The organism is Paenibacillus stellifer, from assembly GCF_000758685.1.
GTDB classification, from domain to species: Bacteria; Bacillota; Bacilli; order Paenibacillales; family Paenibacillaceae; genus Paenibacillus_AQ; species Paenibacillus_AQ stellifer.
The window spans coordinates 567,855-581,619 of record NZ_CP009286.1 but is presented as its reverse complement, the minus strand read 5'-3'; the positions used below and the strand labels follow the sequence as shown (position 1 = coordinate 581,619).

The following is a 13,765-nucleotide window of genomic DNA, read 5'->3' as shown; positions in this document are numbered from 1 at the left end:
AAAAAACAAGTACATATTAGCATTCATATTTGTTATTCCTTTCTGAGAAGGTCATGAAATGATCGAGTTGCTATGGTAACGAACTCTATGCCGATCTGTGCATCTTATGATAGACAGACCCTTGAGAAGGCTGTATTCTGAGGGCTCTCCCTTTCTATTTTCTTCCTTTACGCCTATATCTGGATGTACTTCCTCGCACACTGCAGGGGAAAATCAACCAAAGTGCTACACATCGCGGCCATATAACAGCAGCCTACTTGTTGTTTCTGCAGCGGATACTTGCAAAAAGCAGCAGATGATCCCGCCTTAGGCTGGAAGGGGCTGTCTTGCGATCTTCAGGCGGTAACCAGCCCCGGAGATCGCTATTCCTTTATTCGGGAGTCTTATGTTAAACAAATCGCGAAGCAAATCCTTATTTCGTTTCCTAGGTGAAAGAAGGTTAATCGGTGCCAAATTCAAGTACGTCTTCACCCCTGCAGCCTGAGACGGATGAGCAGGCGGTTCCAGCGCATACGCTTCTGGAATTGCCCCTCTCCTATATCCGGTTTCTGATGGGGATGTTCATTTCCAGATTGGGGGATTCCCTGTTTTCTTTCGCCATTCCCTGGATCTCCTACAAATTAACCCAATCCAGTATCGTGATGGGGTCCATGTATGCGGTGAGCGTTCTGCCGATCGTCTTGTTCGGGCCGGTTGTGGGCAGTATGGTCGACCGATGGGAACGAAAAAAGCTGATGATCATTACCGATAGCTCCAGAGCGCTGCTCGTCGGGCTGATCCCCCTGCTGCACTTTGGTGGAGTTCTGCAGTTGTGGCATCTTTACGCGATTTCCTTCGTGCTCACCATACTTTCACTGATGTTCGACGTTTCCATCGTTGCCATTATCCCTTCGCTGGCACCCAAACAATTGACGCGGGCTAACGCCTCCTACCAGTTGAGCAATCAAATCGCGGAGCTGGCGGGACCGCTGCTTGCCGGCGTGATTATCGTAGCCGTCGGGGGATTCAACACGCTGTGGATCGATGCTGTATCATTCGCGGGAACACTCGTCGTTCTGATGCTTATGCCAAGCTTTAGCAAGCCCAAGCCGATGGCCAGTCTGCCGCAGATTTTCAAAGACATCGGGGAAGGCTTCAAATGGCTCATCCATTCCAAAATTAATCTCTCCTTCTCCTTCCAGGCGATGATTGGTAACTTCGGCTACAGCGCGGCTTTCGGCGTGTTGATGTTCTACCTGCTGAACACTCTCCATCTGAATACCCAGCAGAGCAGCATTAACTATACCCTGCTTGGATTTGGAGGCATCATCGGAAGCATTCTGGCCGTTCCGCTGGAGAGTCGGTTCCGCAGGGGCACATTGATCCCAGTGCTGCTGGGAATCGGAACGGTCGGTTTCCTTTTTGCTTCGGTCAGTCATTTCTGGCTTGCTCCCGGGATCGCATTTTTCGCGGTCACGGTCTGCAACGTTGCCTGGAATACGATTGTCACCTCCGTACGCCAAGAGACCATTCCATCCGATATGATCGGACGGGTGCTTGGCTTCTCCAGAATGCTGACCCGTTTGGCCATGCCCTTGGGAGCGATGTCCGGAGCCGCCCTGTCGGAATGGACCGATCCGCGAGCGGTATTCGCTGTAGCAGCAGGTGCCAAAATCCTGGAGGTAGTCATCGCACTGATCACGCCGATCCGAAAGCTTTGAGCATGTAACGGTGCATCAAAAAGGCTCACCCGTTTCAACCACGGATGAGCCTGTCAATCAACTATATTAAGCTCTGCAGCAGAACCCTGCCTTAATGGCTGCGCTTATAATATCTACCGAAAGTTACGATTGTCATCACCATTCCGCCTATGCCTACACCGGCTAGAATTCCTTGCGTGAAATCCAGCAGAGTACTTCCATTAGCAGGAAAATAGCGGCTCACTGTGAGCAAGGAAAAAGAGGCTAAGAACAGCATGCCTACATTGTGTTGCTGTTTTTTATCCATTATTCCCACTCCTTAAATTTTGTAAGCCTTCATTGCCTTGCGCAGCTCCTTGATGCTCGGGCGCTTGCCGTACATAAGGACGCCGGTGCGGTAGATCTTGGCGGCAAGCCAGCCCATTCCGAAGCAGGTGACCAGCAGAATCAGCAGCGACAAGGCGATTTCCCAGAAGGCGACGTCGCCGACGCCGATGCGCAGCAGCATGCTGAGCGGAGAAGTGAACGGCACATAGCTTGCAACTTTGACGAGCATCGTGTTAGGGGCCGAAATACTGAACAGCGGCACGTAGAAGTTCACGAAGCCGAGCATCATGATCGGCATGACCGCCTGGCCAAGATCCTCGGTGCGGCTCACGATGGAGCCAACGGCGGCATACATCAGCGCGTACAGGAAGTAGCCGAGAATATAAAGGATCAGACCGTAGACGAGCAGGCTGACGCTGAGCTGGCCGAGGTCGAGATTGAAATCCTTCAGCACGTCCGCGTTATGAGGCAGCAGCAGGTTGGCGGCAACAGCTGCCGCGATGATCACGATCTGTATGAGGCCAACCAGGAAAATGCCGATCACCTTGCCGAACATTTGTGCCAGCGGCGCAGCGCTAGTAATCAGAATTTCCATGATGCGGGAGCTCTTCTCCGAAGTGACTTCCGCCGAGATCATATTGCCAGTCATCATGATCGACATGAAGAAGAGAATCAGCAGGCAGTAGACAAGCACATAGTTGATGATCGGGTGCGACTCATCGGCCGCTTCCCCTCCGTCGGCATTAATCTTCTCCATGCCAAGGCTGATCGGAGCGTTCATCGCGGCGATCTGCTCCGCCGTCAGCTTGTCTCCGGCGATAAGCTGCGCGTTGATCTGCTGGAGAGCGGTCTGCAGGAAGCTCTGCGCCTTGGAGCCGCTGCCCGAGGAATGGTAGACGGCCGACGAGAGTCCGGCTCCCCCCTGCTCCGTGAAGGTCAGGTAGCCGTCCGTCTGTCCGTCCTGCATCGCCTTCTTCAGACCGGCATCGTCAGCACTTGGATACACCGTGATCTTCGCGCCCGTATCCGACTGCTGGGCATAATTCTGAAGCAGCTCAGTGGCACGGCTTCCGCTCTCCGCCACGACGCCGATGGACAAGCCCGAGCTGTTCGCATCGTCGCCTTGAAACGCTTTGATCAGATAAGGGATATTCATCCCGATGCTTAGCAAAATGACCAGAATCAGCGTTGTTATCAGAAAAGATTTCGTTCTAACCTTATTCTTGAACGTGAACCCGATAATCGTCCCCATTTTATTCATGAGATTCACCCACCGCCTTGATAAAGATTTGGTTAAGCGTCGGCTCCTTGATTTCGAAATGCTCGATCTCGCCCTGCTCCAGCGCCTTCCGCAACACAAGCTGTGCAGCCGTGACATCGGCGATCCGCACCGTGTATCCGCTCTCCTTCCGCTCCACGGCGGTTACGCCGGGGATGCCGCCGAGGCCGTCCACTTCTCCCGAAGTCCTCAGGAATACTTCTTCCCTCGGATAGCCCTTCTTAATTTCGCGGATATCGCCCTGCACGACCGTGTTCGACCGGTCCAGAATGGTGATATGCCGGCACAGCTCCTCCACATGCTCCATCCGGTGGGTGGAGAACAGAATGCTCGTTCCCTGATCACGCAGCTCTTTGACCGTATCCTTGAGCAGTTCGACATTGACGGGATCAAGACCACTGAAGGCCTCGTCCAGAATCAGAATCTGCGGCTTATGAACCACGGCGGCGATGAAGCCCATTTTCTGCTGATTGCCCTTGGACAGCTCCTCGATCTTCTTGTTGTAGTACTCGGGTACTTCAAAACGGTCCAGCCAGTAGCGCAGGCTTTGGTCCGCTTCGGCCGCGGACATGCCGCGCAGACGAGCCAGATAGACGATCTGTTCGCTGACCTTCACCTTCGGGTACAGCCCTCTCTCCTCGGGCAGATAGCCCATAATCGACTGAAGCTCGCTGCTGAACGGCTTGTCGTTATACCGGATCGAGCCGCCGTCGGGATAAATCAAGCCAAGTACCATCCGCATTGTCGTCGTCTTGCCCGCGCCGTTGGCTCCGAGCAGTCCGTAAATCTCACCCTGCTCCACGCCAAGGCTGATTCCGTTCACCGCCGTTTTGTCGCCGTACTGCTTCACAACACCTTCCAGTTTCAATGCTTCCATCGTCCTTGTCTCCTCTCCTTACGCATCCATGTCCTTCGGGGTGTATCCCTTGATCCAAAGCTCCAAGCTTTCTTCCAAATCCAGGCTGCGGCTTCTGAATACCTTTACGTTCAAATCCGTCAGGCGTTTCTCCAAATCCGGAAGCCGGGAGGTCAGTAGAGAAGCGGTTCCCGGAGCTCCCATGACTGGCCGGAAGGCATCCGGCAGCTCAGCGGCGATTCCCTGGAGCTCCTCCTCGTCATGGGCGGAGATCCAGACCTCGGTCCACGCCCCCAGGAGAGCGTCCTTCTCCATAATCCCGAGCAGCCTGCCCTGATGCAGCAGGGCGATATAATCGGCCAGCCGCCGCACCTCCTCCACAATATGGGTGGAGATCAGAATCGCGGCCTGCCTTTCGTCCATGTAGCTCTGCAGAATCTCGATCATCGCTTTCCAGGCGAAGGGATCGAGGCCGGAGGAGGGCTCGTCGAGCAGCAGCAGCTTCGGGCCTGCGGCAAGGGCGGCGGCGATTTCGAACTTGCGGCGCTCACCCTTGGACATCTTCCCAAGCTTCTGTCCTCTCGGCACCTCGAAGGTATTCATCAGCTTCTCGAAGTAGTCCTGGTCCCACTGCGGATACCATCGGCTCCGGAACCAGGCGGCTTCTTCCGGCCCCCAGTAGTCCTCCTGCCGGATCGGATGCTCCGCCACATAGGCGATGCTCTGCCGGACCGGCAGCGGCAGCTCGCCTTCGAAGCTCTGGCCGAACCAGCGGATCTCGCCTTCGTCCGGATGCGTCAGCTTCAACAGCATCTGCAGAAGCGTGCTTTTGCCGGAGCCGTTCTGTCCCACCAGCGCGGTAATATAGCCCTCCTGCACCTCCAGATGAAGCGGGCCTACCGTCTTGGTTCGCCGCTTCTTGGTTACGTTCCTTAGCTCCGCCGCCATCTGCGCCATCAGCTCTCACCCTCCGCTTTCCGTCCTCCGTATTTGCGCTTCACAATATCCCGAAAGAGCGCGACCAGCTCGGCCTCATCGTACTGCACCGACCATCCGGTCTCCGCCGCCGCTTCCAGCGCTTTCTGTACCGTCTCCAGCTTGAATCCCTCCCTTGCCCCGTCTCCGACATGGGAGACGAACGTTCCGGTGCCTTGCCGGGTCCGAAGCAGCCCCTCGTTCTCCAGATCCTGATAGACCCGGCGAACTGTAATGACGCTGCACTTCAGATCCCCCGCGAACTCCCGGATGGACGGAAGCAGCGTACCCTCCGCGATGTTCCCGCTGATGATGAGGGACCTCAGCTGCGTCTCAATCTGGTGATACAGCGGCTCCGCGCTGCTCTCATCGATCTGAACCGGTATTCGCATTTTTCCGTTCACCGCCTTCCCTATATCCGCGGAAATCATACGAGGTCTCGGCTCTTGAGCCGGTAGACCGTCAGCCTGGAGAACAGCCACAGGGAGAGGCCTCCGCCGAGCAGAGCGCCCCACATCAGAGGTGACAGGAAGCCATGCGATTTTGCATTCGATACCGTGTACAGCAGCAGGTTGCCCCCGGCCAGACGGATCAACAGCGCGACACCGAGCGCCGCCACCATCATCAGCAGCACGAGCCAGAAATAGGCCTTGCCGCTGACGGTATATTCGAAGTAAATGTAGAGTCCGGTCAGTACGATTCCGTACCCTGTCCAGGTAAGGGCGAAGACGAGATACGAAGGAAGGGATAGCGCCTCGCGCAGGTGAACACCGACACCGTACAAAATACCGAAGAACAGCAGACCGTTGAAGAAGAAAGTAAGCAGCGCCTGCAGCCTTCTTTTGCAGAGAATCACGCGGACCGGGATCGGCAGGCTAGTCAGGTAGGCCAACAGCTTCGTATACGAATTCGTGCTCCAATACTTCATCGTATTGCGGCAGTAGGTGAACCCGATAGCCGGCGTCAGTGCGAGCAGCAGATAATCGGTAATCACCATCCGTTCGCCCGCCTTGAGGGAGTCATTGATGGTCATTGCGGCGAACGCTCCGAGATATCCCATGAAGATAATGGAGAAGAGCAGCTGGAACAGGAGCATCATTTTATTGCCTCTGTAATCTCCCCGCAGTATAAACCAGGAGTCTTTCAACGTCTGCATTGGCGATCCATCCTTTGGCACAGATTCGAAATCCGAATGTGCTGTGCTTACTGTTTATATTTATATACACAGTGTATAGAGCTGCCTCCCTATTGTCAATCCCTTCCTTGGAAAAAAATTTAATTTTCCCCACTTGCCCTCAGGAATGGTCCGCCTGCATAATAAACAAAGTGAAATCCAATATCTGTAAAGGGGAATAGATTCATGTTCAATCGCTATCCTCATTTCCTTCTCTGCGCGGTGCTTCTGCTTGTCCTACTGCCGCTTCTCGCCTCCTGTTCCAGTGAAACGGGACCAAAGCTCGATTGGAGGTCCGATCTGGAGCTTGTCCGGCGGGAGTTCCCGGAGAAGGAAATTACGCTGAAGCAAAATCCCCGGCTGGCTGAAGATTTCAGGGAGCGGATTACGGCGATCATCGACAAGCTTCCCAAGTACCGGAGCGACGATGAGGTGAAGCTGGAACTGTCGGGAGCGCTGGCTTCATTGGGACAGGTTCATACCTTTCTCGCTTTTACTCGGGAGCCGCTTCTTCCGTTCAATTTATACATCCAGGAGGGTAAAGTGTATGTGTTAGGCACCGTGGCAGGGTACCGGGATACTCTGTACAGCGAATTAACCGCCATTGAAGGGGTTCCGGTGGCGCGAATTCTGGAGAAGCTGAAGAAGGATATTTCGCGGGATAACGAGGTTGGTTTTTTGGATGGAGCTCCTATGTATCTCCGTTTGCCTTCTGTGCTTAAGGGACTTCGCATTATAGAGGACACTGAGAAAGTGGAGCTGACCTTCAAGAAAGAGGATGGGCAGACGATTGCGGTTAAGGCTGAAACGATGACCGATGCCAACCTGTTAAAGCCCGAATTTGCAGAATACATGCCCGCGCAGCAGTTCATGCAGAATTTCAGGCAGAGCGATTCCAACTATCAGTACGAATATATAGCCTCGGCAAAAGCAATGTACATCGCCTACAATTCCTGCGAGCAGGACAAGAACCTCTCCATGCTTCAGTTCACTGGAGAAATGCTACAAACGGCCCGGCAGCAGCCGGTGGACCGGCTGATTATCGACTTGAGAAATAATTCCGGCGGGGATACCGCCGTCTTTCTGCCGCTGCTGGAGGGCTTGGCCCAAAATCCGGAGCTGGTCCGCCATATGCTTGTGCTGACCAGCCGGGATACAGCATCATCGGCAATGTTCGCCGCTATTACGCTGCGCACGGAGTTCCATGCCAAACTGGTCGGCGAACCGACCAACGGGGACCCGAACAAGCCGGGAAACATCCTTCCGCTGAAGCTTCCGGCGTCCGGATTGACGGCTTACTACTGCACAACCGAGTATCATAATCCGTTGTATTTGGGACAGGATGCAGTCCCTCCCGACCTCCCCGTGCCCACCACCATCGAAGATTTTAGAGCAGGCGTCGATCCCGTCATGCAGGCAGCGCTGGATTATAAATTCCAATAAGGAGCTATACCTTCTACAATAAAAAAAGGGCGCTCTTAAGCGCCCAAAATGACTTCCCACACCGGCTTGGTGTGGCCGCCCGGATACATCAGATACAGCAGTATATATACCGCGGTGCCCGTTATGGCGGTGATGAACCAGATGACCGAAGTCACCCGCCCCCATTTGCGATGCTTGGCGTACTTGGCCTTGAAGCCCAGCGTCAGCGTCGTGATGCCGAATACGGCAGCCACCGTTGCGAGAACGATGTGAAAGATCAGAAACACATGGTACAAGGTCGACAAGTCGTCTGGCCCTCCCCAGGAGGTGTTCCCTACAAAGACGGTTCTTGATGCGTACACGAGAAAAAACAGCACAGCAAATATCGCGGCGGCGATCATCGCCTTCTTGTGCGCTTTGCGCTTGCCCAGAATGATCAGTCTCCAGCCGATGGCCACCATCACAGCGCTGATGACGATAAATCCAGTACTGATCGTCGGAAATACGGTGAAAATATCCATGTTCGTCCTCCTAAAGTCACCGGCAGTTGCACAAGTCGGCAGCGCGTTTTTGCACCGGAATGCTCTCCGGAGATGTTCCGCGGCAACTTGCCCGTACTCTTTTTTATACCAGTGATGAAAGACAGAAGCAAGCGCGCAGGCCAAAATCCGCCCCTGAATGAACTTCACCGACCACGATTCCACCCATCCGCCTCATCCCGGAGCGAACCCCAGCGAAGAAGATCTGTCCTCCGAAAAAAGCTCTCTGCCTCTGCAATGCCGCCTTTCTGCTCCCGCACCGGAAGAACCGGACGAGCTACAGCGTTATGCAATATTTTGAATACAGTCGCTGCTTTACCTGTCGGAATCACGGTGATCTATGCTGTCTTCATGCTGCAGCCTGGAGGCTCTAATTAAGCTAAAGTCTTGATAATTCAGCAATTGCAATCGATTACAGAAAGCGGTATCATATATAAGTAAACTGTGAAGCGTTCTCAATTATGGGATTCCATTCTTCATTTATCGACATTTATATGGATTGGATTACAAAAAAACCGTTCTTTGCGGCGTTCGCAAATCACGGTTTATAATATGTTCATATCATTTGCGATTCATTTGCGAAAGCCGGGTTGGCTAGGACACGGATGAGTTCATCCGGACCAGTTCGTGCTCGACGACCATGGTAAGCTCTTCCTCATATCCTCCCGTTATCCGGTACTTGCGCACATACTCTCTGACAAATTTCTTGGGATCCTTGGGCTGGAAAATACGTGTCATTTCCCGCAGACTTTCCTTGACTTCATTGTGACCTTTACTTGCCATGATCAGTTCCCTCCCAAAACATTGAAAATGAATGCTCCGTTGTAGAGAATGCATGATGAAAAGTCTGATGTTACTTCGAAATGCAGGACGGTAAGTCCCGGAGAGTATGTCCCGGAAGACCTGCATATTCTCCTCCTGAGGCCTGTAACCGGACTACACGGCCGGATCAGTCGACTCCGAAGTCGGTGAAGAAGGTTCGTCTCGATTTGGGCTGAGAGCTTCGGGCAGTAAAAACCGCCTTGACACTGTAATTACCCGAAAAGCCAAGTAGCTGAATCACTCCTTTGGGGCTTTATCGTTTTATTGTATCATATTCCAGCCCAACTGCCACCTTTCCTGCTAAATGCCCGGATGGATTTTTTTTATAATCACAACAACCGAACATATGTTTCATTATAGCATGAATGGAGAAGCATTCACGCTTTTTTTGTGAGGATTTTGGTAAAATCCAGGTTAATCTATTGAAATATCTCTCTACAGGAACAAAAAGGGGTAGAGTTAGATAATTAACACCATCGAGAACGCCTTAAGTTCCAGTCAATGCACAGCGCTTCGCTCCGTAGCGGCTCGATGTCCATAGCGAAGGGCTCGGTGATTAGGCAGACTCAGCTATTGCCCCGAGTCCATCGGCTGGAGGGAGCCGTCATCACAGCCGGGCCGGGAACCGGACAGCCCGCTGGAAGCACCTCCGCCGGCTGACGGAGCAGTTATCATCCCAGTCCTATCGTAATGCCGAAGAGGCGAAGGTCCGCTCATACTTTGTCCTGCAGGCTCATATGGTTATAGAGAGCAGCAGCGGATCGCCGCCGGGCGATCCGCTGCTTGTGTTACCGAGACAGGAGAGTGAAGCTGATGTCCCCTTTCCGTTCTTCCGTCGGCCTCCCGGATTATATCGCCGCCGCGCTGTGCTACCTCTTCCCATTTGCAGGCGGAATCATCTTCCTTGCGCTGGAGAAGCGCAGCCGGTTCGTACTGTTCCATTCCCTCCAGTCTCTGCTCGCTTACGGCGCGCTCATGGTCGGCCACGTACTGGCCGGACTGCTGCCGTTCATCGGAGCTCTTGTAGCAACTCTCTGCTTCCTGCTCGGCTTCGCGGTATGGCTGGTCATGACCTACCACGCGCTGCAGGGTCACTGGCAGAAGCTGCCGTGGGCCGGAGATATCGCCGAGCGCCAGCTGCGGCGGCTCTAGCATCCTAAGGATTATATCGGACCAAGGTTCCAGGGGAAACATGGAAATAGAAAAGAATTCCCCTATTCCGGATCCGTCTTCGGTACAATGGTACAAGAATGGCATCTGAAGATTATGGACCTGGGGGAACGTGCATGTATTTGTTCGTCATCAATCCCCGCTCCGGCGGGGGAATGGGGGAGCGCGCCTGGCGGCGCGCCGAAGAATGTCTTAAGGAACGGCAAGTGGAATATGAGGCTCTCCGTACGGGAAGCTCCGAAGGAGCCGGGCGGGAAGTGGAGCGGGCGCTGAGCCGCCGGGAGAGCTGGACTGCCTGCGTCGTCGTCGGCGGCGACGGCACGATTCACAGCGTCCTGCCGACGCTGAGGTCCCGGGGCGTGCCGCTCGGCATCATTCCGGCCGGCTCCGGCAATGACACGGCGCGCGGCTTCGGCGTGCCGAAACAGACCGAAGCCGCCCTGGATATCATCCTGGGCGGCTCGAAGACCGGCGCCGATCTGCTGGTCGGCGCCGGCCCTGAAGAGAGCGAGGCCGCGACGCTGACCTCGGTCGCCTGCGGCTTCGATGCCCAGGTGGCGGTCAACGTCAACGCCGGCTGGTACAAGCCTCTCTGCAACGCCCTGCATGCCGGGCGGCTAGCCTATCTTATCGGCATCCTGCACACCCTGATGACGTACAAGCCGGGGCGCGCGGTCATCGTCTGCGACGGGAAGAAGCACGCCTTCGAGAACGTCTGGCTGGCCTCGGTCTGCAATCTGCCGAGCTATGGAGGCGGATTGCTGATCGCGCCGCAGGCCAAGCCGGAGGACGGCCTGCTCGATGTCTGCGTCGTCCACGGCTGCAGCCGCCTTCAGGTGCTGCGGCTGTTCCCGACGCTCTTGAAGGGCAGCCATGTATCGCTGCCCTTTGTTACGATGCTGCGGGGCAGACGCGCAGCCGTCTCCTTCGATGAGAGCCGGCCGGCCATCGCCGACGGCGAAGATCTCGGCGGCGCATCGCCCGACGTCAGATGCGAGCCCGGAGCGCTGACCGTGCTGACGCCGCGCCCTGGAGGAGATTAACCTCCAGGGTGTGGCGCCAGCTTCTAGCCTTTTGCTTCTAGCCTTTTGCTTCTAGCCTTTTGCTTCTAGCCTTTGCTTCCAGCCTCCAGCCTCCAGCTTTCACCTTCAAGCAGCCTGCAGGAACCGGACAAGCACAAGCCTCCTTCAGACTTCAGGCGGCCGCGACATGAACACATCCACAGCGTCCTCGCTGTAGGCCCGGAAGCCGAAGCGCTCATACAGCCGCCGTGCCGGGCTCCCCTGCAGAACATTAAGCCGGACCACGGCATCTTTGGCCTCATCCTTCTCCAGCACGGCCCCGAGGACCCGGCTGCCAATCCCCCGGTTCTGATACGCGGGAGCGATGTAGAAATGCTCCAACAGCTGGCCCCCGGCTTCTGCCCGAAGCGCGATGCAGCCGATGAGGGCGGAGCCTGGCCCCGTGATAATCCATGTACACCGGGGCTCAAAAGCACGCCGGAACCGCTCGCGGACTCTCTCCTCGTCGAATCTGCCTAACCGGGTCAGATCGTCCCTCAGGACCTCTGCCCGAAGGTCAGCCAGCCTCTCCCGGTCTTCAGAACGCGCAGGCTGCAGCGTGAACTCTGTGGCCTGCTCCCTCACGGCGTCTCTTCGACGAACGCAACCTGCCCGTCATCCAGTGAAGCGATGCGCACCAGCGACTCCAGCCGGTAACCGGCTTCCAGCAGCAGCCCCCGGCCAGGCTGGAATGATTTTTCAATGACGATTCCGATTCCCGCCACCGAAGCGCCGGCCTGCTCCACAATACGTGCCAGCCCGAAGGCGGCCTCCCCGTTGGCCAGAAAATCGTCGATGATCAGCACCCGCTCGCCGGGAGCGATGAATTTTTTGGATACGGTGATTTCATTGGTTTCTCTTTTGGTGAACGAATAGACCTTTTCCACGAAGATGTCTTCGGTCAGGGTCAGCGATTTCTGCTTGCGGGCGAAGATCAGCGGAACCTCCAGCTCAAGCGCCGTCATGATCCCGGGAGCAATGCCGGATGATTCGATCGTCAGCACCTTGGTGATCCGTTCGTCCGCGAACCGGCTCTTGAATTCCCTTCCGATTTCACGCATAAGGAACGGGTCCATCTGATGGTTCAGGAAAGAATCCACCTTAAGAACGCCCTTGGCGAGCACCAGTCCTTCGCTCTTCACCTTATCCTTCAACAATTTCATAGCCGTTTCTCCCTCTCCCTGTATAGATATGCGGCTTGCAGCAAAGGCCCACTCTCCCTCAAATGTCTCTGAGCGGAGAACGGGCCTTTCAAGAGCCGGCGCTAAAGCCCGGTAGTCTTTCGCGGCAGCAGATTGCCGACGATGGACTTCAGGTCATGATCCTCCCCGGATTTTCCGCTGCCGTCATCATACCCGGTAATCCGGATCTCGGAGAAGGCGCTCGCCGGATTGACCGGCTTGAAGATCAGCTTCTCGCGGTCGTCCAGCCTGACATCAAAACCCATATCCTTGAACATGCCGATCAGTTGGCTCTCATCCGGAACCGCACCATCGTCAATGAACAGCAGCCCCCGCAGCGATTTCGGCCCGTCGGGATGCACAACCTCAAAATGAACGATGCACTCCACCCCTTGCTTCACCTCCCTCGCTTGGTTATACGGATCTGATGATTAGGCTTGCTCTCTTCCGGCTACCTCTTCGGCCGGCATATCCTCCTCCGCCGTGGACTTCTCTCCGTCCCCGCCGATATATCTTCGGTAAATATCCCCGTAGCGGTGCCCATAGCGGCGTTCCAGTTCCGGCCCCATGTCCTGCTCCAGTTCGAACAGCACCATCTCCTGGGTAAAATGCGCCAGCAGCAGCTCCACCAGCACCCGGTGCTCGGTTACGACAGCCTGGGCTCCGTCCTCTCCCCGCATGCCGAGCATGCACCATCTGCGGTCGATGACGAAGGAGAATTTTCTTCCTTCGGATTCGGCGCTTCCGGCGAGCGGCTGCCAGGGGAGATAGGGACTTGCGGCATTCCCTCCGTCAAAAGCCCAGAGCAGTCTCACACCTCTCCGCTCAGCCTGCTCAAGCTCGCTGCGCAGCAGCGACGCTTCTTCCCGCCATACGTCGACGACGATCTCATGCTCGGCAGCGTTAAGCTGGCGGATCAGGGCGTCCATTACGTTCCGCTCACCTTCCACATTGTAGAAGGTGGCGCTGACCGAGCCGCCCCGCGGCATTTCCTTCTCCACGTAAGTCAGCGACGCTTCGACCCGGCCGGAGATCATCTTCGCCAGCTCTTCCGGCGCCAGTACGCTGTATCTGGCCGGTTCGCCGTCGCCGCAGCGGACGTATCCCTGCTGGGTCAAACGCTGAAGCGCGGCATAGACGTTGGAGCGGGAAACGCCGAGACGTTTGGCCACCTCGTAACCGGACGATTGCCCGATGCTCGCCAGCTCCACCATGATTTTGGACTCCATTTCCGTAAAGCCCAGACTGCGAAGATGTACCAGAAGCTGTTCCATTTGCAT

The 13,765-nt window shown here is 55.6% G+C and carries 16 protein-coding genes; 4 read left to right on the top strand and 12 right to left on the bottom strand.

The features are described 5' to 3' along the window. Window positions 1-518: 518 nt before the first annotated feature. The gene (locus PSTEL_RS02830; RefSeq protein WP_425415272.1) at window positions 519-1,700 is read left to right on the top strand and encodes an MFS transporter; all 1,182 of its coding nucleotides are present in this window, start codon (window positions 519-521) and stop codon (window positions 1,698-1,700) included. A 91-nt stretch (window positions 1,701-1,791) separates the two neighbouring features. Here the strand turns inward: PSTEL_RS02830 and PSTEL_RS02825 are convergent, their stop codons facing one another. The 6 genes from PSTEL_RS02825 to PSTEL_RS02800 are packed head-to-tail and all read right to left on the bottom strand — an operon-like array spanning window position 1,792 to window position 6,272. After that, complete coding sequence (locus PSTEL_RS02825) at window positions 1,792-1,986, bottom strand: hypothetical protein (RefSeq protein ID WP_038693348.1); 195 nt, start codon at window positions 1,984-1,986, stop codon at window positions 1,792-1,794. Window positions 1,987-1,998: 12 nt separating this feature from the next. Next, window positions 1,999-3,267 carry an ABC transporter permease gene (locus tag PSTEL_RS02820; RefSeq protein ID WP_038693346.1) on the bottom strand — a complete coding sequence of 423 codons (1,269 nt, stop codon included), beginning with the start codon at window positions 3,265-3,267 and terminating at the stop codon, window positions 1,999-2,001. Beyond that, window positions 3,260-4,162: an ABC transporter ATP-binding protein gene (locus PSTEL_RS02815; protein WP_038693344.1), complete on the bottom strand. Its 903-nt coding sequence runs from the start codon at window positions 4,160-4,162 to the stop codon at window positions 3,260-3,262. The genes PSTEL_RS02820 and PSTEL_RS02815 overlap by 8 nt, the downstream gene beginning before the upstream one ends. A gap of 18 nt (window positions 4,163-4,180) precedes the next feature. Beyond that, complete coding sequence (locus PSTEL_RS02810; protein WP_038693342.1) at window positions 4,181-5,098, bottom strand: ABC transporter ATP-binding protein; 918 nt, start codon at window positions 5,096-5,098, stop codon at window positions 4,181-4,183. Further along, entirely contained in the window at window positions 5,098-5,508 is a 411-nt protein-coding gene (locus PSTEL_RS02805; RefSeq protein ID WP_038700024.1) for a GntR family transcriptional regulator, read from the bottom strand. The genes PSTEL_RS02810 and PSTEL_RS02805 overlap by 1 nt, the downstream gene beginning before the upstream one ends. Window positions 5,509-5,543: 35 nt before the next feature. Next, window positions 5,544-6,272: a hypothetical protein gene (locus PSTEL_RS02800; RefSeq protein ID WP_038693340.1), complete on the bottom strand. Its 729-nt coding sequence runs from the start codon at window positions 6,270-6,272 to the stop codon at window positions 5,544-5,546. A 204-nt stretch (window positions 6,273-6,476) separates the two neighbouring features. Here PSTEL_RS02800 and PSTEL_RS02795 point away from each other — a divergent pair, with 204 nt between their 5' ends. Further along, entirely contained in the window at window positions 6,477-7,733 is a 1,257-nt protein-coding gene (locus PSTEL_RS02795) for a S41 family peptidase (RefSeq protein ID WP_038693338.1), read from the top strand. Between the two features lie 35 nt (window positions 7,734-7,768). On the opposite strand, the gene PSTEL_RS02790 is transcribed toward PSTEL_RS02795, so the two are convergent. Together PSTEL_RS02790 and PSTEL_RS02785 are read right to left on the bottom strand one after the other, a co-directional pair. Continuing rightward, window positions 7,769-8,233: a DUF420 domain-containing protein gene (locus PSTEL_RS02790; protein WP_038693336.1), complete on the bottom strand. Its 465-nt coding sequence runs from the start codon at window positions 8,231-8,233 to the stop codon at window positions 7,769-7,771. Window positions 8,234-8,845: 612 nt separating this feature from the next. Next, the gene (locus PSTEL_RS02785; protein ID WP_038693335.1) at window positions 8,846-9,034 is read right to left on the bottom strand and encodes a hypothetical protein; all 189 of its coding nucleotides are present in this window, start codon (window positions 9,032-9,034) and stop codon (window positions 8,846-8,848) included. Between the two features lie 852 nt (window positions 9,035-9,886). On the opposite strand from PSTEL_RS02785, the gene PSTEL_RS02780 reads away from it, so the two are divergent. Together PSTEL_RS02780 and PSTEL_RS02775 are read left to right on the top strand one after the other, a co-directional pair. Continuing rightward, the gene (locus PSTEL_RS02780) at window positions 9,887-10,225 is read left to right on the top strand and encodes a DUF4870 domain-containing protein (RefSeq protein ID WP_038693332.1); all 339 of its coding nucleotides are present in this window, start codon (window positions 9,887-9,889) and stop codon (window positions 10,223-10,225) included. Window positions 10,226-10,359: 134 nt separating this feature from the next. Next, a complete protein-coding gene (locus tag PSTEL_RS02775; RefSeq protein ID WP_038693331.1) occupies window positions 10,360-11,286 on the top strand; it encodes a diacylglycerol/lipid kinase family protein in 927 nt (308 codons plus the stop codon). Between the two features lie 144 nt (window positions 11,287-11,430). Here the strand turns inward: PSTEL_RS02775 and PSTEL_RS02770 are convergent, their stop codons facing one another. From PSTEL_RS02770 to PSTEL_RS02755, 4 genes are all read right to left on the bottom strand, one after another. Next, complete coding sequence (locus PSTEL_RS02770) at window positions 11,431-11,889, bottom strand: GNAT family N-acetyltransferase (RefSeq protein ID WP_038693329.1); 459 nt, start codon at window positions 11,887-11,889, stop codon at window positions 11,431-11,433. After that, a complete protein-coding gene (locus PSTEL_RS02765) occupies window positions 11,886-12,467 on the bottom strand; it encodes a xanthine phosphoribosyltransferase (protein ID WP_038693328.1) in 582 nt (193 codons plus the stop codon). Before PSTEL_RS02765 ends, PSTEL_RS02770 begins: the two co-directional genes overlap by 4 nt. 101 nt (window positions 12,468-12,568) lie before the next feature. After that, window positions 12,569-12,874, bottom strand: coding sequence for a hypothetical protein (locus tag PSTEL_RS02760; protein WP_038693326.1), 306 nt, complete (start codon window positions 12,872-12,874; stop codon window positions 12,569-12,571). Window positions 12,875-12,916: 42 nt separating this feature from the next. Further along, complete coding sequence (locus tag PSTEL_RS02755; protein ID WP_052098150.1) at window positions 12,917-13,759, bottom strand: TrmB family transcriptional regulator; 843 nt, start codon at window positions 13,757-13,759, stop codon at window positions 12,917-12,919. Window positions 13,760-13,765: the final 6 nt, after the last annotated feature.

Bases quoted from the DNA above. Each gene is read 5' to 3' on its own strand.
- PSTEL_RS02820 (WP_038693346.1), bottom strand. From the start codon at position 3,267: ATGAATAAAATGGGGACGATTATCGGGTTCACGTTCAAGAATAAGGTT.
- PSTEL_RS02810 (WP_038693342.1), bottom strand. From the start codon at position 5,098: ATGGCGCAGATGGCGGCGGAGCTAAGGAACGTAACCAAGAAGCGGCGA.
- PSTEL_RS02815 (WP_038693344.1), bottom strand. From the start codon at position 4,162: ATGGAAGCATTGAAACTGGAAGGTGTTGTGAAGCAGTACGGCGACAAA.
- PSTEL_RS02805 (WP_038700024.1), bottom strand. From the start codon at position 5,508: ATGCGAATACCGGTTCAGATCGATGAGAGCAGCGCGGAGCCGCTGTAT.
- PSTEL_RS02795 (WP_038693338.1), top strand. From the start codon at position 6,477: ATGTTCAATCGCTATCCTCATTTCCTTCTCTGCGCGGTGCTTCTGCTT.
- PSTEL_RS02755 (WP_052098150.1), bottom strand. From the start codon at position 13,759: ATGGAACAGCTTCTGGTACATCTTCGCAGTCTGGGCTTTACGGAAATG.
- PSTEL_RS02790 (WP_038693336.1), bottom strand. From the start codon at position 8,233: ATGGATATTTTCACCGTATTTCCGACGATCAGTACTGGATTTATCGTC.
- PSTEL_RS02775 (WP_038693331.1), top strand. From the start codon at position 10,360: ATGTATTTGTTCGTCATCAATCCCCGCTCCGGCGGGGGAATGGGGGAG.
- PSTEL_RS02765 (WP_038693328.1), bottom strand. From the start codon at position 12,467: ATGAAATTGTTGAAGGATAAGGTGAAGAGCGAAGGACTGGTGCTCGCC.
- PSTEL_RS02785 (WP_038693335.1), bottom strand. From the start codon at position 9,034: ATGGCAAGTAAAGGTCACAATGAAGTCAAGGAAAGTCTGCGGGAAATG.
- PSTEL_RS02825 (WP_038693348.1), bottom strand. From the start codon at position 1,986: ATGGATAAAAAACAGCAACACAATGTAGGCATGCTGTTCTTAGCCTCT.
- PSTEL_RS02800 (WP_038693340.1), bottom strand. From the start codon at position 6,272: ATGCAGACGTTGAAAGACTCCTGGTTTATACTGCGGGGAGATTACAGA.
- PSTEL_RS02780 (WP_038693332.1), top strand. From the start codon at position 9,887: ATGTCCCCTTTCCGTTCTTCCGTCGGCCTCCCGGATTATATCGCCGCC.